This is a genomic window from Agrobacterium sp. CCNWLW32 (assembly GCF_037083425.1).
Classification (GTDB): Bacteria; Pseudomonadota; Alphaproteobacteria; order Rhizobiales; family Rhizobiaceae; genus Agrobacterium; species Agrobacterium radiobacter.
Map to the genome: position 1 here is coordinate 155,968 of NZ_JBAOJM010000006.1, position 18,029 is coordinate 173,996.

21 protein-coding genes and 2 tRNA genes are annotated in these 18,029 nt (G+C 55.4%); 6 read left to right on the forward strand and 17 right to left on the reverse strand.

Features of this window, described 5'->3' with window-relative positions; translation table 11 throughout:
* Window positions 1–14 precede the first annotated feature (14 nt).
* Window positions 15–263 (reverse strand): BON domain-containing protein, encoded by a 249-nt coding sequence (locus tag V6R85_RS15260; RefSeq protein ID WP_003507987.1) that lies wholly within the window; start codon window positions 261–263, stop codon window positions 15–17.
* A gap of 213 nt (window positions 264–476) precedes the next feature.
* Between V6R85_RS15260 and V6R85_RS15265 the strand changes: the two genes are divergently transcribed.
* On the forward strand, window positions 477–746 hold the full coding sequence (locus V6R85_RS15265) for a DUF982 domain-containing protein (RefSeq protein ID WP_035213169.1): 270 nt from the start codon (window positions 477–479) through the stop codon (window positions 744–746).
* Window positions 747–960: 214 nt separating this feature from the next.
* On the forward strand, window positions 961–2,103 hold the full coding sequence (locus V6R85_RS15270) for a ceramide glucosyltransferase (RefSeq protein WP_060726421.1): 1,143 nt from the start codon (window positions 961–963) through the stop codon (window positions 2,101–2,103).
* Between the two features lie 53 nt (window positions 2,104–2,156).
* Here the strand turns inward: V6R85_RS15270 and V6R85_RS15275 are convergent.
* Window positions 2,157–2,233, reverse strand: a tRNA-Pro gene (locus V6R85_RS15275).
* Between the two features lie 266 nt (window positions 2,234–2,499).
* Here V6R85_RS15275 and V6R85_RS15280 point away from each other — a divergent pair.
* Window positions 2,500–2,805, forward strand: coding sequence for an ETC complex I subunit (locus V6R85_RS15280; protein WP_003507982.1), 306 nt, complete (start codon window positions 2,500–2,502; stop codon window positions 2,803–2,805).
* Between the two features lie 48 nt (window positions 2,806–2,853).
* Window positions 2,854–2,930 (forward strand) — tRNA-Arg (locus V6R85_RS15285).
* A 141-nt stretch (window positions 2,931–3,071) separates the two neighbouring features.
* Here the strand turns inward: V6R85_RS15285 and V6R85_RS15290 are convergent.
* The 9 genes from V6R85_RS15290 to V6R85_RS15325 all read right to left on the reverse strand — a co-directional run bounded on the left by V6R85_RS15290 (window position 3,072) and on the right by V6R85_RS15325 (window position 9,214).
* Complete coding sequence (locus tag V6R85_RS15290) at window positions 3,072–3,425, reverse strand: Y-family DNA polymerase (protein WP_111834476.1); 354 nt, start codon at window positions 3,423–3,425, stop codon at window positions 3,072–3,074.
* On the reverse strand, window positions 3,418–3,582 hold the full coding sequence (locus V6R85_RS26050; RefSeq protein ID WP_423753528.1) for a Y-family DNA polymerase: 165 nt from the start codon (window positions 3,580–3,582) through the stop codon (window positions 3,418–3,420). Before V6R85_RS26050 ends, V6R85_RS15290 begins: the two co-directional genes overlap by 8 nt.
* A 144-nt stretch (window positions 3,583–3,726) precedes the next feature.
* On the reverse strand, window positions 3,727–3,885 hold the full coding sequence (locus V6R85_RS15295) for a LexA family protein (RefSeq protein WP_336377077.1): 159 nt from the start codon (window positions 3,883–3,885) through the stop codon (window positions 3,727–3,729).
* Window positions 3,886–4,054: 169 nt separating this feature from the next.
* The gene (locus V6R85_RS15300; RefSeq protein WP_111834477.1) at window positions 4,055–4,741 is read right to left on the reverse strand and encodes a DUF2971 domain-containing protein; all 687 of its coding nucleotides are present in this window, start codon (window positions 4,739–4,741) and stop codon (window positions 4,055–4,057) included.
* Window positions 4,742–4,753: 12 nt separating this feature from the next.
* Window positions 4,754–5,389, reverse strand: a complete 636-nt coding sequence (locus V6R85_RS15305; RefSeq protein ID WP_111834478.1) for a hypothetical protein — start codon at window positions 5,387–5,389, stop codon at window positions 4,754–4,756.
* A gap of 55 nt (window positions 5,390–5,444) precedes the next feature.
* Window positions 5,445–6,215, reverse strand: a complete 771-nt coding sequence (locus tag V6R85_RS15310; RefSeq protein ID WP_162695533.1) for a hypothetical protein — start codon at window positions 6,213–6,215, stop codon at window positions 5,445–5,447.
* A 29-nt stretch (window positions 6,216–6,244) separates the two neighbouring features.
* Window positions 6,245–7,384, reverse strand: coding sequence for a RelA/SpoT domain-containing protein (locus tag V6R85_RS15315; protein ID WP_111834480.1), 1,140 nt, complete (start codon window positions 7,382–7,384; stop codon window positions 6,245–6,247).
* A 196-nt stretch (window positions 7,385–7,580) separates the two neighbouring features.
* Entirely contained in the window at window positions 7,581–8,423 is an 843-nt protein-coding gene (locus V6R85_RS15320; protein WP_111834481.1) for a hypothetical protein, read from the reverse strand.
* Window positions 8,424–9,010: 587 nt separating this feature from the next.
* The gene (locus V6R85_RS15325) at window positions 9,011–9,214 is read right to left on the reverse strand and encodes a hypothetical protein (RefSeq protein WP_162695535.1); all 204 of its coding nucleotides are present in this window, start codon (window positions 9,212–9,214) and stop codon (window positions 9,011–9,013) included.
* A 108-nt stretch (window positions 9,215–9,322) separates the two neighbouring features.
* Between V6R85_RS15325 and V6R85_RS15330 the strand changes: the two genes are divergently transcribed.
* Entirely contained in the window at window positions 9,323–9,898 is a 576-nt protein-coding gene (locus V6R85_RS15330) for a type II toxin-antitoxin system VapC family toxin (RefSeq protein WP_162695536.1), read from the forward strand.
* On the opposite strand, the gene V6R85_RS15335 is transcribed toward V6R85_RS15330, so the two are convergent.
* The 6 genes from V6R85_RS15335 to V6R85_RS15360 all read right to left on the reverse strand — a co-directional run bounded on the left by V6R85_RS15335 (window position 9,854) and on the right by V6R85_RS15360 (window position 16,708).
* A complete protein-coding gene (locus V6R85_RS15335; RefSeq protein WP_111834484.1) occupies window positions 9,854–11,827 on the reverse strand; it encodes an AAA family ATPase in 1,974 nt (657 codons plus the stop codon). The genes V6R85_RS15330 and V6R85_RS15335 overlap by 45 nt on opposite strands.
* A gap of 44 nt (window positions 11,828–11,871) precedes the next feature.
* Complete coding sequence (locus tag V6R85_RS15340) at window positions 11,872–12,489, reverse strand: hypothetical protein (protein WP_111834485.1); 618 nt, start codon at window positions 12,487–12,489, stop codon at window positions 11,872–11,874.
* Between the two features lie 391 nt (window positions 12,490–12,880).
* The gene (locus V6R85_RS15345; protein ID WP_111834486.1) at window positions 12,881–13,075 is read right to left on the reverse strand and encodes a phosphotransferase-like protein; all 195 of its coding nucleotides are present in this window, start codon (window positions 13,073–13,075) and stop codon (window positions 12,881–12,883) included.
* A 45-nt stretch (window positions 13,076–13,120) separates the two neighbouring features.
* Window positions 13,121–14,575 carry an argonaute/piwi family protein gene (locus tag V6R85_RS15350; RefSeq protein ID WP_111834487.1) on the reverse strand — a complete coding sequence of 485 codons (1,455 nt, stop codon included), beginning with the start codon at window positions 14,573–14,575 and terminating at the stop codon, window positions 13,121–13,123.
* A complete protein-coding gene (locus V6R85_RS15355; protein WP_111834543.1) occupies window positions 14,572–15,894 on the reverse strand; it encodes a DUF4365 domain-containing protein in 1,323 nt (440 codons plus the stop codon). The genes V6R85_RS15350 and V6R85_RS15355 overlap by 4 nt, the downstream gene beginning before the upstream one ends.
* Window positions 15,895–16,216: 322 nt before the next feature.
* Window positions 16,217–16,708: a hypothetical protein gene (locus V6R85_RS15360; RefSeq protein ID WP_111834488.1), complete on the reverse strand. Its 492-nt coding sequence runs from the start codon at window positions 16,706–16,708 to the stop codon at window positions 16,217–16,219.
* A 680-nt stretch (window positions 16,709–17,388) separates the two neighbouring features.
* Here V6R85_RS15360 and V6R85_RS15365 point away from each other — a divergent pair.
* Window positions 17,389–17,913: a GNAT family N-acetyltransferase gene (locus tag V6R85_RS15365; protein ID WP_111834489.1), complete on the forward strand. Its 525-nt coding sequence runs from the start codon at window positions 17,389–17,391 to the stop codon at window positions 17,911–17,913.
* Window positions 17,914–18,029: the final 116 nt, after the last annotated feature.

The following is an 18,029-nucleotide window of genomic DNA, read 5'->3' on the forward strand; positions in this document are numbered from 1 at the left end:
GGCTGGCACAATATTCAGTAAACCGGCTCGATATGGCTCAGAATCCGGCAATTGGAAATGGAAGCGGCAAGATTGATGGCGATATCGATCGCCTCGACCGAATCGGCCGTACCTTCCAGATAAATCACATCATTTTCGACACTTGCGGAAATGCGCGACTTTTCGAGCCCTGATTCGAAGGCCAGAGCCGAGGTGATCGCCTCGCATACGCCAGCCATGCGGTCTCCGAAGAAGCTTTCCTGAATGCCTGACAAATTAAACATATGTGTTCTCCTTCTTATGAACATACCAACGCCGTAGCGGTGGTTTTGTTCATCTCCGGTTCATCTATTTGTTCATCTTCCATTCATCTTGGAAAATTGGAACCCCCTGATCGATCACATTTTAGGTGATCGGGAACCATTTCGTGAGGCGGGCATTTCGCGCATGGGAGTGTGAGAGGCTTTCAAGCCAGGTAAAACAGGGAGGAAAATGACATGCTGATTCACAGAACAGAGCCGTGTCACCACGCCGCGTGGATGAAACCGGTGGCGATCCATCTGCCGCTTTCGGCGGCCGTGGAAATCTACAGCCCGCTGGTGGCGCTTGATATGCTGATGTACCGCTGGCCCGAGGAACATGGGCCGGAATATGAGGAAGCGCGCAGGAACTGCCTCGATGCCATCGCCGGCAGATGCGACATCGAGAAAGCACGGGAATCGTTTCTCGTCGCAAGCAGTCATGCCCATATCCTGAACGTCCACTAAAATTCATCGACCATCATGACGATTGGGCCCTTCTATGCGGAGGGCTTTTCTTTTGAGCGCAGCCGTCGTGACGCCTCTCATGCGCCGCTCGATCTCCCTGCCTGTCCGATCATGACATGTAACTGTCACGCAAACGTTATAATCGGCAGAGACGAATTCCATGGAATCGATTGGCGGGTGGACCGCCGAAAGCTTGGGAGTGGAACTGGCCAGCATGGAAACCGTTTTTGCCCTTTGCGCAATCCTGCTCCTCGCCTTCAATCTTCTCGGCATCGTTCTGGCCGGCTGGCGACTGACAAGACGAGATGCGGAAAACGATCTTGTCCGGAAAAAACCGCCTGTCTCGCTTGTCGTGCCGCTGCGCGGCGTGGAAAACTTCACGCCGCTGACACTATCGCGCGCCTTTCAGCTCAACTGGCCCGACTACGAGCTGCTGTTCTGCGTCGCTGATGAATTCGATCCCGTGATCGAGGAAGTCCGCAAAGCTGAAGCCGCCTTTCCCTCGGTTTCCACACAATTGCTCATCGGTGACGACCGCATCAGCGCCAATCCAAAGCTGAACAATTGCGTGAAGGGCTGGCGCGCCGCCCGGCATGAATGGGTGATTCTCGCCGATTCGAACGTGTTGATGCCGAAATCCTATATTGCCACCATGATGTCGGCCTGGCGGAAGGACAGCGGGCTCGTCTGCTCGCCGCCGCTCGGTTCACGGCCTGCGGGTTTCTGGGCGCATGTGGAATGCGCCTTCCTCAACGGATCGCAGGGCCGCTGGCAATATGCGGCGGAAGCCATCGGCATGGGTTTCGCGCAAGGCAAGTCGATGTTGTGGAACAAGCCGTTCCTGGAGGACAATGGCGGCATTCGTGCACTCGCCGCCGAAATCGCCGAAGACGCCGCCTCGACGAAGCTGGTGCGAAGCGCCGGCCGCAGGGTGCATCTGGTCTCCGCCCCGTTCGAGCAACCGCTCGGCCAGCGCCATGCCGGTGAAATCTGGTCGCGCCAGACCCGCTGGGCGCGGCTGCGACGCGTGACCTTCCCGCAATATTTCGCGCCGGAAATCCTGACCGGCACGCTTCCCCCGCTTCTCTTCGCGCTCGCCGCCGCTGCGATGATGGACGTGAACCTTACCGCAACCGCCTTTGCCGTCCTCGCCCTCATGTACGTGCCGGAACTCGCGCTTGCCGCCCTCAACCGCTGGCCGGTTTCGCTCTACACGCTGCCGGCCATGATCAGCAGGGATATGATCATGCCCCTCGTCTGGGCCCGCAGCTGGATCGGCAGCGCGGTCGCTTGGCGTGGCAATGTCATGACGATCGGCACGGCCGAGAGCACACTGGCCGGTCCGTCAGCAGAATAAATTGTCATCTTTAGGATAGGGTTACGCCGGAAAGCTGATGTTTTGCTTTAAAATGGTCGGAGTGGAGAGATTCGAACTCCCGACCCTCTGGTCCCAAACCAGATGCGCTACCAGACTGCGCTACACTCCGCCGAGGCGATGGCTGGGGAATACACGGTTCACCCGCAGTCCGCAACAGGGAAATTCATCTTTGTTCAACCGCGGCCCCGATGGGCAAAACATGACGCCGAAACGGCGGAGTGCGATCGGGCTGCAAGGGGATAATCGTCTTGACTCTCACCTGAAGTCAGTCCATTTCAAATTCAACGTTCCTGACACGATTTGGTTATTCTATTCAGGTACGTGATGAATAATTCGGGGTGTTGTGCCCCACTGTCCAACCGGAGCAGTTTCGACATGTCTGCGAAGATTTACCGCCCTGCAAAAACCGCCATGCAATCCGGCAAGGCGAAGACCAATGTCTGGGTTCTGGAATTCGACGCCGAAGTTCCGCGCAAGATCGATCCGATCATGGGCTACACCTCCAGTTCCGACATGAAGCAGCAACTCAAGCTGACATTCGAGACGCAGGAACAGGCCGAAGCCTATGCCCAGCGCAAGGGCATCGAATACCGCGTCATCCAGCCGAAGGAAGCGACCCGCAAGGTGGTTTCCTACACCGACAATTTCCGTTTCAACCGCACCCAGCCCTGGACGCACTGAAACACCAAGATCAAAGTTTTTGCCGGAGTATCGATTGCCCGGCATGATGGCCCCTTAGCTCAACTGGATAGAGCAACTGCCTTCTAAGCAGTAGGTCGCAGGTTCGAGTCCTGCAGGGGTCGCCACCGCTTCTCACAATTTCAGATGAATGACCGTCGAGGTGATTTCGCGGGTTTGGTTTGTCCCTGCGCTGGCTGATTGGGGCTACTCGCGGCATTTGATTTGGGCATGTCCGTTTTTGGACTGGTTTTGGCGGTTTGACTCAATCATTGCGTCCCAGATGTCGCGGTGTATTCAGCTTGAACCACCATAGAGCGCGGTTCAGAGCGCTCACATGCCGCGAGTGGAAACCCATGAAAGCCCGCCTCGGCGATTCTTTGACGGTAGAGCCAGCGAATAGCCAAAGCCCCGTTCAGGCTCGTGCTCGGACACGGATCACCGAACCCGCTCATGCCGAAGAAATTATCATCTATGCTGTAAACTTCCAATGCCGGGCTGAATTGCTGGACGGTACTGACGACACGACGAGAGATATCTCCGTAGAGCGAATAGTTCGACGACAGGACCTTGATCCCGTGGCGTTTCACCTTGTCTTTGAAAAAATGGAGAGGCTCAACCATCCCAACGCCCGCGCCTTGGCCTTGGCGTGCGGGCGACGGTACAGCTGTCGTTGTTGCTCAGCACAACGACAGGAATGTTGTGAAGGCGGGGATCGAAAATCCGCTCGCAGGAAACGTGGAAATTGTTGCCGTCGATTAGGGCGATTGGCTCTGGCATCGCATCACTCGATGGGCATTTTGTGCGCCAGGCCCGCCATTACACCCCAGATCGTCGTGTCCTCGCCTACGAGGATCGGAGAATAGTTCCGGAAGGCCTCGAGCCAGAGCCGGCCGTCACGCTTGTCGATAATCTTGATGATAACTAGCCCTCGTGAACGGCGAGGACGACGCGACCAGGGCGAGCCTTTCCGGTGCGGTCTACCCCGATCCAGTCGCCGTCCTGGATTCCGATGTCATGAAGGCCGTCGCCGCTGACCTTCCACCAGAACGTCGATGCCTCGTGCCTGACGATCCATGACACGAAGTCCAGACTTCTTCGACGTCATCGCCCGCAGGCGACGGGAAACCAGCTGGCACAGGACACGGTGCCAGAGTAACCGATTTCCGAGTACATGTGACGTCGAAATACGTGATCATATAGAACCTCGGATTTTGTTCTCCAACCGTTCTCGTTTTCGGGTGGAGTCAAGTCACATTAGATTTTCGGGGTCGAGGTCCTCGGTCTTCTTCCACATCGATTCCTTGTGTTGCTTCACGACCGCGAACCTCTGGAAAGCCAGCCTTGCCTTGGTCAACTCGACATTTTGAAGGTCGCCGATGGCCGCCTCAACCTGGTTTCGGTTGATGTCGCTCTCGGGGCCGACGACAACCTCGGACAGACGAAGAGCGGGTTCGAACTGATGAAAGTAGAGGCCGTTCTCTTCCTCTTCCTGGGAGAGCTGGAAGACCATCCGCGCCTCGGCCTCGTAGGCCCACGCCTCGTATTTGACAAACCAGGTCCGCATATAGTCGAGCGTGTTGATGTCGTCGATTTCTTTGACCTTGAAGTCCTTCTCGGCGAGCAGGTTCGGCGTGTACTCGATGGGAATAATCGGGCGGGCGTTTACGACGTCGAACCCGAGGCAGACGCCGCGATGTCGATCCGCATAGTGCGACCACATCATCGGATGCGTCCAATCGGTCGTGAAGCACACGATGCCATACTCAGCGTCCGCCAGACGCTTCATCTCTCGCATCCCTGTGCGCAGCGCCCGGTCTCCCATGAGAGGGATAAATTCGTATGGGTCGTTGAGGTCCTTGATACGGGCGATTTTGATCCGGCGGCGGCGGATGTTCTCGAGCCCGTATTCGGCCTTCGTGAAATAGTAGAGCCTCATCGTTCCTCCACCTCAGTACTTTTCGAAACTAGGATCATAGGTCTGACTCGCAAACTCACCGAGGATTGATCGAGCCTCGCCAAGCGCACGTAGGACAATCTTTGTCCCGATGCTCTCGAGGGATGTCTCGCATTTCTCCACGTGAACTATCACCCGCAGAAGGGTGGCAAAGGACTGACGCACAAGGTCGAGAGTGTGTACGTCCGCCCAAAAGTCACCAAAGACCTTTTTCCGCTGTTCTCCATGCCACTGAGGATTCCTCGAAAAGACAAGAGTCGTCCCAAGCCTTGACGGTACCCCATGCGAAATGTTGTTCCGGATAGTGAAGCCCGACCGACACGCCGCACACCATGTCGCCAACATGCCTTTCTCGATATCGGACGGAAGAGCAACCGCAATCTGCTCGACCATGTCGATCATCGCCGAAATCCTCTTGCCATCGGTTTCGGGACGGATGCCCTTGGGATCGATACCTTTCAGCTTCCATATCGCACGTTCCAGATGGAACTCTACCGCGCCAAACAGGGCGACTAGAGATGCGACCTTCTGCCCTGTGATCAAATCGATTCCCCAAGCCTCATCCAAGTCGTCAGCCCTACCGACCTGGTAGACAGGGTGAAAATCATGAGGGCTGTTTGAGGATGTCATTTCCCACGGCCTCGATAGTGAGGAAGAGGCATCGTACTGCGGCACTCGTTTTTGCTCACGATGATGTCCTCGCTTTCGGCGGTTCCTTGGATCGAGGCTTCCGCGTCAGAGCCTTTTCAAACCACGCCGGCAGCGTAGTATTCTTTCGTACAACAGTCCTACTAGGGACGTACTTCCAGAAATCACCGAATGCCTCATGGAACAGCGACAAGGCGTCTTCTTCGACCTCAAGCTGGTTGTAGTGCAGATAGCTTGATCCGAAGGAAGTACGCCTCCCGGAACTAGGAAGATATTGCGGATACTTTTCCTTCAACTGGCTCAACGATGGACCATGACCATGCTTATACACGTTCACGATCAGACGGCAGGAATCAATGATTTCATGAAACGGTTGCGCCCTAAGGTCCCATCCCCACATTTCAAGCATGTCGAAAAGCGTGCCGACGTCCTGCTTCCATAGGTCAGGCCTTAATTTATCCAGACTGAAATTATGACCTAGCTCGCGGTCCAGCCAGTCACGGAACTGCTTGTCCCACTCGTGGTACATTCCGGCCGCTATGCTAAGGATCATCTGCTTCCTTAGGTCTTCAAGAAGACCGTAGTGCATGATACCATCATCCCACGCGGCCTCCGCCGATGAGGCTGGATCGTCCGTGTCGGGATTGAACCAGTGTCCGCGACGGTCATACGACTCCTCTGCGTACCGCTCTGCTTCGCCTTCAATATCTCGGAACTGCTCAAGTACGCGCTTCTTCGCCTGCTCGTGGTAGAAGTCTAACCGCTCAATTAGTTGCGCGCGGCTGTCCTCCCAGATGTTCAGGATCACGAATTCGTCCTTCCTCAACATCACAGCTCCTATTTTTTGTTGCCTCTGCCGCCTTCGGTCCAGCGTCGATGGCGTTGCTTGAACCAGCTTAGGTCCGGCACCTCGCGAGCCTTCGGAGCTACAGCTTCCTGCTTAGGCAACTGATATTCGGCATCCTGAGCCTTCCCGCAAATCGCTTTCAGACGGCCAAGAAACAGCGAGACGTCACCAAAGTAGTTCGGAAATGCCGAGACGATTGACGCAGCCTCCTTCGCGTCCACGAGGACGACACTGTTCTCGGCCAGCCCGGCCTCTTCCATCGCCATTTCTTCATGTTGTAGGGCAATAGCTCCCACGGACGGGTCTGAGTAACCTTCCACGCTGACAGTGTGGTTGACGTTGTCGTATCGGATAAGGAAGACCCGCGCATCGCCCGAGAGTATGTAGGATTTTATGTACCGCGTCGTTGTGCGGTGATTCTCAAGCACTTCCATTGCACGAAGAGCGTTATTGCATTCTCGGATTTCAGTAAGCCTGTGTCGTCGTTCGGGTGCGACGCGGTCAAGCTCACAACCTTCCTCAAAGGAAAACTCGTCGGACATCAAGCGAAAGAAGCGTAACCACTCGGCGCTGCCCTTACCGGACTTCAGTTCCTCGAGCCGCGTTTGACCGACAACTTCGACAGCTGTGGCCCAAGAATGCTGGAGCTTCGTGCGGATTTGGAGTTCCACGCGACGCCCACGGTACATAGCTCGATCCGCCTCGCCATCGAACCGGAAGATAACGTGATGACTGCGGTATCCGTCCGCCTTGGCATGATCGACATAATTCTTGTGGTTGCGAACCTCGTGAGGCATCCGCTGGCACTCGGCCACAAGCGCGTTGACGCCGTTGATATCGTCCATAATCGCGCGGCACCCTCCCAGGTCCTGCATTTGGTCCAGCTTACCTGGATGCCGTCTCAGCTTTCCACGGATTGACGACATTCTCTTCGCGCGCGCCACTACGTCGCCCGAAAGCTTGAGATGACGCATCCGGTGCGCGATGGAAAGACGAATGCTTTTCATCGGAAGCACGTGACTGTCACGCCAACTATTCGCTACTGAGAAGACCCGACGAACCTCATCATCATAGTCCTCCCAAGGAATAACGTCTTTCAGACGCTGTCCCGCCCTCGCTACATCATGCATGCTGTATTCATAGACCGGATAACTCGACAACGTTCGTCACCGTGAATCTGATTTTGTTCACGCAGACAATAGTAGAGTTCAGGATCGTTTTACAACTCGGCTTCCAAGCGATCCCCCGTTGATTGACGGGATGGTCGGCCGGCTATTTGGCGACGCCTCGGTGTCCGGCATTATCTCGATGCGACTGCGATCGGAATTACTCGATATCGTTCATCATTCGATTCAGCCGCTCCGCGGAGTCACCCTGTAAAGGAGTGCCGATCGGGACATAGCCGGCCACCATCCCCATGCGGTGGATATTAATTCCCATTACCGCGAAATCGACGTCGAGTTCGCCCGAATCTCTCTTGCGAAAGAACCGTTGCACAGGGCGAAGCTCGACTCCATCAGTCTGTGACGTTGCCGCCTGGATTTCACCACCAACAGACGGAACTTCTTCGCTCGCTATGATGAAATCCATGAGTTCCCAGGGGTCTATCGGCGCATCGTTCTTCTCTAGGTGTGCGATTACCTCGCGCGCGTACGAGGCCCCGCTACCAAATGGATGGACTTTTCCTTCTGGCAGCGAGAGTTCGTCAAGAGGAGCAACACAGTTGCCTTCTGAATTAACGTGAACGTTGAAATGATAGGCTTTTGAAGTCGAGTTCTTGTCGGAGTAGCCGAACACAACGCCCTCGAAACCATATCCATCCAAAGCCTTGTGCCGTCTTCTCTCTTCGACGATTCGCAGTCCACAGTCGGCGTAGTATCGCGCGACATCGGCCACGTCCGGCTTCATAGTCGTGGTTGGCGCGGCAAGGTTTTGGAGGCAGGTTGACGCAAGCGCGTGCGCGAATTGGCCTGAGAGGACGTTGCCGGCAAACGCAAATCCCATATTGGGTAGCGTTTCCTTTTTTGCCTCACCAAGGTCAGAGATCGCGATCGGGACAGGGAAAATCTTTGGGCCGATCGCGGAGCCTTCACCGTGTCCGCCGCCAAACAGCGTGTCCGCAATAACGGTGATCTCGTCTCCGTTCTTCCATAGAAGCAACAATGTCATTGGAATTCCCCTACTTCGCCCACGTCCGCTATCGCAACTGGAAGTTAATATCGAGTTTCATGGCGTCGTTCAGAGCACTATGGTCTGGCTGTCGACATGGAAGCCTTGCAGGTATCCGGAACCTACGTATTTCCCTTTTGCAGCGCCTGTTTCTACTATTTCCGTATCGGATTGAGGCCGTACGGAAACATGATCGACGATCTATTCAATATCGACAAAGTCACCCAGACACATGCGCGCACGCAAATGTTCGGCAATGTCGGAGAGTAATTCGTAGTCGAGATCAACACTGGGAAGCTCTCCCATGCCCCCGGCACAGTAACTCTCTACCAAATCGGATGCCGTTTCCGCCGTAGATGAGCGCCGTCCACAGTACCTAGTTGAGGACGAACTTCCATACATCGTTCTTGAGTGCCTATTGGGTCTGAAGCACGGACTTGGATTGTCCTCAAGAGTCGGCTTGCTGGAAAACAATGCTTTGGCCAGAATGAGGTTGTCGAGAAGCTAAAACTGCTTCCCCGCCATGTCGGCCGTCCACACGAGTTTTCCCTCCTCCAAGTGTATGCGTTTGGTGAGGAGTTGCTTGTTCACAGGTCGCGAATATCGCTTGCTTTCAGCGGCCCGTCATTATCCAAGATATCGTCTAGGGATTTCCGCCCTGTTTGTCTGAACGACACCTCGAACTTGCCATCGGGGACAATGATGTATTGCGACGACGTGCGTGCCGCTTCCAGAAGGCTCGGCAGGTCGGCAGATGCTTCATCGATCGTCCAGGTTCGTGACATCGTCACCGTCTCTCCAATTTTCGAATTACGACTTCTATACGTCGACGTTTACGGAAAACCGGCACATGCCGGCTACGACCTTTGGTGATTCCGTTTACATCCGAGGGTTTCGAAATGGCAGGCCCCATTTTTTTGCTGGATACGAACATCCTGAGCAATGCCGGTTTGCAACGACCTCCGCCAGGGTTGCGTGCCTGGATGAAAGCCATGGGAGCGGATTCACTCGCCATCTCCTTCCCCGCTATAGCAGAGTTGAGGCGGGGTGCCCATCTGGCCTCGAAACACGATCCACAAAAAGCGCAACGACTCCACAACTGGATTGATGACATCCTCTCCGTCGACTTCCAGTTCGCCGAACTCACAGCCAAAGCCGCCAATCTCTATGCCGAAATGACCACCGTCGGACCCCTCCGACATCTCTATGTACCAAGCCCGGAGCAGAAGAAGGATAAGATTGGGCATGATCTCCTGTTCGCGGCCCTGTCGATCGCCCATCAAATGCCGATTGCGTCGTTCAACGTGAAAGATTTCATCCTGATCGACAAGTATTTCCCCTTACCGGGCGTTTTTCATCCTGTTGAAGTTCAATGGCACGTTCCATGCCGCGCTGTGATACACGACGACGATTACGGAATGACGCTGCCTTCATTGCCCGAGTTCGTATCCAGCGGTTTTGGCTTTATGAGGTAGACCGGCGCTCTCGTTCCTTTCTACGGCAGCTCTCACCTCCGCGGCGGCCAAACTGCCCTCCCGCAAAAGACCGGCATGAAGATCGAGAAGGGAATCCCTATGTTCTTCGAGCAGGGATTTCGCGCGCCGAAACTCCGCTTGTAATGTCGCCTCGACTGATTTGCTGAGAGCCTTGCGGCGGTGACGGAATGCCGACAATTCACGTGGACTGTCGCCAGGCTCGACAGACAGGGTTTTCCCAAGACCCCACTTGATTTCCACCATTGTTGCCAAGTCTGTCGCGCGATTGAGGTCTGCGGAGGGATCGCCACCGGCTCCATTCCCAAATTCGCCGAATAGCAGCTCTTCTGCGGCGATACCGCCAAGCAATGTAGCAATCTTGTTTCGGAGGTGCGTCGAAGTCTTCCGACTAAACAGCCGCTCTTCGAATTCCGTGTGGCCCAGAGATTGCGAGGACCGGCCGACTTGAATGCTTCTCTGAATCGAAACCGACACCAACGGATCGGCCTCGAGCAAAACACCGAGAATGGCATGTCCGAGTTCGTGGGCAGCGACACAGCGCTGTACGGCCATTGGAACTGGGATGACTGGTGGCATGGCAGTGGCGAGATCACTGAGCAACATCGAGCGTTTTGCTCTTCTCGCATGGCGTCGGGCATCACGGACACATCGTTCGATGTCGGCACCAGACCAGCCCTCGCTCGCCGACACCACGTCGTCCAGCGCTTCGTCTGCAAGGTCTCCCCGGAGATAGAAACGGTAGATGTCGTGGCGCGCTGTGTCATCCGGGAGAGGAATGCAGAAATGGCGCTCTAGGCGTCCTGCTCGAAGAAGCGCCGGATCGATAATCTCCGGGTGGTTCGTCGCACCGATCACAATAACGCCTTCGTGTGATTGTGCCCCGTCCAAAAGTTCCAGAAGACCGTTGATCACCTGACGATGGTAGTTGTCGTTGCTACTGCCGGTTCTGTCGTCGCGGCTAGTGAAACTGTCGAATTCATCAATCAGGAGGATCGACGGTGCCTGCCGCGCAGCCTCGACAAACGCCTTGCGCATTGCCTTCAGCATATCGCCGAGGTGGCCCGTCGCCTGCCAACGTGCTGCCGAACCTAATACGAGCGGTACGTCGCAGGTCCTCGCCAACGCAGCTGCGTAAGATGTCTTACCCGACCCCGGAGGGCCGGAAAGCAGGACGCCGCAATCGACATCATCCCACGTGAGAACTCCCGCCTTCCATGCCGTGATGTCCTCGGCAAGTTCGAGACCCCAGGCTTTGGCCTCACCATATCCGGACAGGTCGTGCAGTGCCGGCCCCGCCGACGAGGGGTTGGAGGGACGTTTTCCTTTTTCGATATGGGGATACCGACGGAGACGCCCGATGCTCACAGCTACGGATCGTCCGCGCCGCCAACCGAGTTCGACCCGTTTGGGAGATTGGTGCGCCAAAAAATCGGCATCGGCATTCGTGATAGTCCCGAGCCTCATCCGCTGCGCCGCGATCCGATAATCGTTCGGAGCCGGTAGGGCCAAAGAGACCACGATATCGGCGACGATGCGGACCTCGTCAGATAGAAGCTCCTCGTCCTGGAGAAGAATGATCGCCCGCTTGAGTTCTCGAAGTTTCCTGAACGCCTGGAAATCGTCGGCAAGTTCAGTCTCTTCGCCGATGACGACAACGTAGTTGTTGCCTTGTTCGCCACCAACCGGCACAGTCCCCTCAAGCAACCATTTGGCGGCCATCTTGTGGGCATAGATGTCTGCCTTCGGCGGCATGACGAAAGCCGCGACGAACGAAGATCGCCTTTTCAGCAACTGGCGGATCGATCTCGACATTGCGATGATGGCTAGATGGGTTGGCAAGGTAAGCTCGTACTTCGAGCTATGGAACGGATCGCGATTGGCGATCAGGTTATCGCTATAAGACTGCATGTATGCCTCGGAACACGGGGAATGATGATGACGCTGACGGCCGTTCAGGTCCGTATCCGCCGCACCATTGTCTCGGGGCCGAGTAATTCCGTATCGAGATCGACTTCGACGAAACCGCGCAAGATCATCTGGGCCAGTCCGGCGACTGGCTTGGTTTCGGTAAAAACTGTCAGGCATTCGGCGACCGTTAGAGTGCCGTGCTCTTCCAAGACGGCGAGTAACCGCAAACGGTCACCGAGCGCTAGAACCGTACCGCCATACCGAAGCAGGTCTTTGGCATTCTGAAGACGCGGACCGTCGTAGACTTCATCGGCGACCAGACGTCGATATCTGTACCCTTGCCGAGAAGCGATGACTTCAATTTCGTCGGCTTGGGCTGACACTACTCGATCCGGTGCGTCGACCAATAGCCGTGTACCCTCATCATCCAGGACACCAAAATCAGGGACGTGGACACCTTCCCCGTAATCAAGTGAGAGTGGCATGCAGTGCCACAAAGAGATCGAAGGGTTGAAGTCAAACAGGCACGCTGCATCTCGAGCCATCTGGGAGCGGTAGATTGGCGGACCGTCGCATTTGACGGTGGCCGTTGGATAAAATGTGCGAATAGATGCTGAACTGCGGCTTGCGCGAAGAGACTTCGCGCGCTGTGCGATACCCATTTGAAACCTCAAAGAAACACGGATGATCGTGACCGCGAGCGTCGCGGCAGGTCGGGATCATCCTATTCGTATGAGGCGGGCCGAATTTTTCATGATCGAACAAATAGAGAACAAATTCAGTGCTGTCAACGACGAATTTGATCCTTTTTTAAACACTGCTTTCTCCAAAAATCGACCATGTCACCGCAGGAGATGAAACTCTATTCCCAAATCGAAGTAAAAGCGGTCCAGTGGCCGCAGAGGGCCCAGGACTCAACAGCTCTGAAGCAGGTCAGATTCGCCAGGGTATGTCCCGTCAGGACGCAGCAATGGTCGATTGGTCCACAGATGTTTTCGGAGTTAAGGAGCAATCACCACCAGCGGAGGGGCAGCAATTTGGCCCGACCGGACTTCAATCAGCGGTCGAGACAACGAAACTTGAGGAGCGACAACAGCTTCGCCAAGCGCAGAGCAGCCTTTCCACGTTCACATCAGCGCCATCCGTGGATTCCAACTCGATGTCATACGTCTTGCCGACGTGTATCGTCTCATAATCCCGCTGGGCACTGCCGACCGGCCTGTCTCCACGCGCGGTTTCGCGCTCAATCGACGATCGTTAGACTAGAATCGAGGCGGTTGCCGAGATGACGGGTTACATGTACCGCGTGTAATCGGAACTCACCTTGCCGTCGCCTACATACTTCAGGACTTCCCCCACCTTGCGCGCGGCCCGGATCGGGATTGGCAGCTTCTGGTTCATCTGGGTCGAGTTCCAATTGATTTTCGTCATCGACAAGACCTCCTTGGCGATCTGCGCAACGGTGCTATCGCTGGTCTTGTGCGGACACAGCAGCAATGGCCGAGGATCGTACATCCCGGGATATGTACCGTAGTAGGGGATGCTGCCGTTGGTGTAGAGAAGCCCTTTTCCATCCAGTTCGACGAAAGTCCCGCGCAGCACGGGATAATTGCCGTCCCGCAGTACTTTGATGGATGACGTTTCCTGCACCCACACGAGGTCCTTCATCTCGGTGCCGACTTCTTCAAGGGCCTCCATGATGCCGTCAGCTTCGTCGTCCCGGAACCGTGACGTCTTCAGAACGATGACGCGCGCAGGAAAGTGCTTATGATGGCTCTTGTAAGCGGCGAGGACTTCGGCAACCAGCGCCTTGGCGTCGTCCTGAATCATGTAGGGGTGGCGGCCCCTTGTTTCGGTTTGGGCTCGCCGTCCCTTTAGGATGAAGCCGCGCCCGCGCTCGTCGAACATTTGGGCGGCGCTGGTGAACAGTTGTTGCCCGCCTACTTCACGGTAAAAACTGATGCCGATGTAACACGCAGAGAATTCGCCTTCCTGAGGCATCCGCCGCCACGGAATGCGTCCAGACCCCTTGTAGTAGAGCGACGTCATAATGTTCCAGCTTCGGCCTGCCTCGTCCTGGATTTTACGCGCGCTGCTTTCCTTCACCTTACGTGGGATGACGGCCCTCTCGTCGAGGACGTCTTCCCACACGATCTGGATCGGGAACCTCAGGTGCATTGCCCTCGCCTTTAGCAATCCACGGAAGTTCGGCGCATCGGAGCCGCCGTCGTCCTCTTTTTCGACCGTGCCGTCGGAATCGACTTTGGCATTCCAGACTCGTTCAATCAGGGCGACGGGAAGCGCGACGATTGCAACGTCGGGGCGGCTACTGCCTTCCTCGATAGCGGTAAGCAGTTCCATGACTTCGTCGACTGCCATCTCCACGGCCTTGCCGTGGTGAGGCTCCTTCCTGATCTTTTCTATCTTTGCCTGTGGGATGGCGGCCGTCGCATCCTGGGCAATCTCGAACTTGCACCGATATGGGTTCTGATTGCCGAGGCCCGGGAAATCAGGATGCATGTTCGGATGCTTTTCGGACTTGCCGAGGAAACCGACTGATGCGGCAGCGAGAAACTTCTCCGTGTCTTCGACGGTCTTCGCACTTCCGACAACCGCAATCTTGATGGCGTCGCCGCTCGCAGTCTGCAACGGACCAGCGAGGAAGAGGCCCCGCCGGGGATCGGGGTCCTGATGCTTGTCGCCGAACTCGAGCTGAGGCTCTTTGAAGATGGTGGATGTAAACTTCATGCCCAGTTCAGCAAGTCCCTCTCTTCGTCGGTGTGGTCGTCCTTCTTCGGCGATCCCCAGACATCTTCGGGAACTCTTGTAGGCAGTTCCAGCGTCGGCGGAGGCCCAAAAGCGAGCCAAGGGTCGCCCGAAGTGACCGCGAAGAGATCGTCGGACTTCGGCTCGATGCTGGCCAGAAAACGATGCCACATGATGACCTGACCTCGCAGCGCCGCACTCTTGTCCAATCGCTTCTTCCCGGCCAAAAGCGCATCGGGATAGGTGTGCGGCGTGAACCCATCGGTCGTGAAGTGATAGGTCGGCTCGATGACCAGGAACCATTCGTCGTAGAAGCTTTCGAACCGAGGGACGAAGGAATGATGCCGAACGAACTCGACCCTGCCCTTCTCGCTCTTGCTGGTCACCACGTTTACGACGTCGGCTTCGGTGGCCTTTTTCGCGGATTCGTATTTAAAGGTGCGCGCTGTGTTCTGGGCCTTGGCCTTGAAGTAATAGAGCTTTTTCTCTTTGTCCCAGGAAAGGTCCTGTCGGACTTGGTGGGACAGCGCCTGCTTCAGTAGGTAGGCAAAGTTGTTGCGTTCATCGACGTCATCGTGAAACGCTAGGGATTCGACATCGATCGCTTCGACTTGATCGAGATCGACGATGTGCCTGCAGACGGAAGTCCTCGGGTCATGAAATGACCAGAACGCATCGCCCTTGATGACCCAGTCGAATCGCGCCGGCTCATCCGCATCCAGCAATATCGCTACGGCCTGCCTTCGCGAATACGAAGTGGTGGAGACATAAACCTCGGACGGCAGCTTGACGGGAAGGATGTTAACCAGGGCCTCCTCGCCTCCCCCTAAAGGCGGAACATAATATCCGAAGCCCGCTTTTGGAACTGTGAGTGCCGCCAAGCGATCAACGGCGTCCGTGTCGAGCACGTCGTCCCGCTTACTAAAATTCAAGCGCCGATCTTGGAACTCTTCGCCACGTGGGATTTCTTTCCAGAAGAACGAGTTGTCCGCCTGTCGGTGCAGGACAATGATGATCGGTAGATTGCTGCCCCGCCAGTAAGCAAGGTCTTCGCTCTTCAAAAGATAGTGGAAGCCGTTGTCGTCCTCGCCGGCATACTTTCCTGCCGCCGTTGTCTTTACCTGGACCGCGATCATCTTAGCCAGCGGCTTGCCGTGATCCATGACTTCAACAATAGCATCGATACCCGCCTCGAGCCGCGACCGGGGGTCGAATTGGAAGCCAATCTTTAGAAACTGCAGCTTCGCGGCCGTTTCACCGATCTCGCCAACAAGCTGATTCTGCGTAACGTTCTTCGCCATATCGGAATCATAGGCAGACAAACTGTAGAATGCCAATGCTTGCAACCGAGTATACCGGTTATTTTTACTTCAATCGGCCTGACTATTGCGCCGACAACGTTTAGATCGCACGATTAACGAACAGTTTGGAGTCGCCTTTGCTAGCCACAGAAACCACCGTCCCCGTGCATACGGACCCATATGACTCCCTCAAGGAACCGCATGTCACAGGAAATAAAAGCCTGCGGTGTCGAGCTCAGGGATCGAACTTCATCGGCCCTGAATACACCGCGCTATTGGATCGAATTGTGCGTGCAGCTGAACACACACAGAGCCATGGCAGTCAGTATCCTATCACCCTAAGTTCCTCCAAGGACCAGCTTCGGTAAGACCGATACTGGAAGCCGTAGTCCTGCGGTGCCCATACCCCATCGGAAGATATGAAGACAGCACCTGGCTCGAGGTGAGTTATGTCCTTCGCGGCGAACGCCGTGTAGATGATCGTGAGGTCAATAATTGCCCGATCGAACTGAAGCCAAGCGTGGTAGGCCTCCACGTGTTCTGGGGTCAAAGCTGGGGGAGGAAGGTCTTCTGCATGCCTCCTCGCGACACCTTCATCGAATTGCAAGACGCCATCCACAAGCAGGTTGCCAATTTCGAGAGTTAAGGAGTTAGCTCTGAACCGAGGCAATCGCTCTTTGATCAGCATTTCGACGCCAGAAGCGAGTTTCGCCGAAACAACAAGACACTGAGTTGCGACCGGATTATTCTCGGCATACCGATCCAGCATGATCTGAATGTACGGAGCGAACTCCATAACTTCGTCTATGTTCATTCCAAGCACCAAATTCTCTGACGGTGGTGCAGTATCGCAGAAATCCTAACAAGCCGTTGGGATGTAGAACGAATCAGTGATCACCCTACGGTCGTGAGCGTCAGCCTGAGAAAACCTTGACTCCGCCATCACCGTGTATCACTTCTGGGCCGTGACAGGGTGCGTGACCACTTATCCTAAGCAGATATGTATACATTGGCGAGGCTCGGGACGAGTTGTACTGGTTCAAACCTCCACGCTGACCATCAAGTGGATTTGCGGCCGTCATCGAAACCGATGCTACCAATGTTGTTGTCAACGTCTGGCGACGGCTTACTTTGGTGGCATCGTTCGAGAATGCGTTTAGCTTTGTGAAGTGCAAACGGTGCCGGTAGCGCACTCAGTCTTTGCTCATCGATCATCGTCTCTAGCTGCAGGATAGCCCGTTCCAATGGGCTAACGGTAGTTGGTGTGGGTCGCGGGAAATGTCTGGCATGACCCGAGTTGATTGACATCATGTCACCTCATCGGTTGTTGTTCTCGTCGGATACATAATGGCAAAGACGACATATACGCGCCGTCGAATCTGGCAATCCACCTCGTGGTAAATGAACGTTTGCGTTCGTTCCGATTTGAAACCCTGGTCAATGCCGCGTTCTGTCCACCAAGGGGGTAATATGGGCAGGAGAAATGGAGGTAGCGTGTCGATCATTCTGACAACGGAGCGACTGTGTCTACGCAGGATCGAGGAGACCGATCTCGTTTCGCTTGGGAGGATATACGCCGACCCCGAATGTATGCGGTTTTATCCGGGTACCAAGTCACCCTCAGAAATCCGCACATGGTTTCAAAAACTCGCGTTCGATACCTACGACCGACATGGCTTCGGCCTTTGGGCCGTCATCGATGCGTCCTCAGGAGAAGTCATTGGCGATTGTGGTATTACACTACAGGAAACCCCCGCGGGTCCCGAGCCTGAAATAGGTTACCATCTGTGGCGTGATTTCTGGGGAAACGGTTTCGCAACCGAGGCAGCAATTGCGTGCCGCGACTATGCATTTCACAGCCTCGGTTTACCGAGAGTGGTCAGCATCACCAGCCCCGAAAACACACCATCGCAAAAAGTCGCACAACAAGTGCACGACAGAAAAGAAGTTTATCGGAAACAGCTCCGGGAAAGCGGCGTCTTTGTCGACCGTTACCTCTACATCAGCGAGAAACGGTGATTGGTTCAGCAGAAGAACACTCATCGAATTGCAAGCTCTCGCCGCTGCTTGGGCAGCCGCCTGTTCAACAGCACGAGCAGCGAACTCCGATTTTCCACCCGTGTAAAATTTCCAAT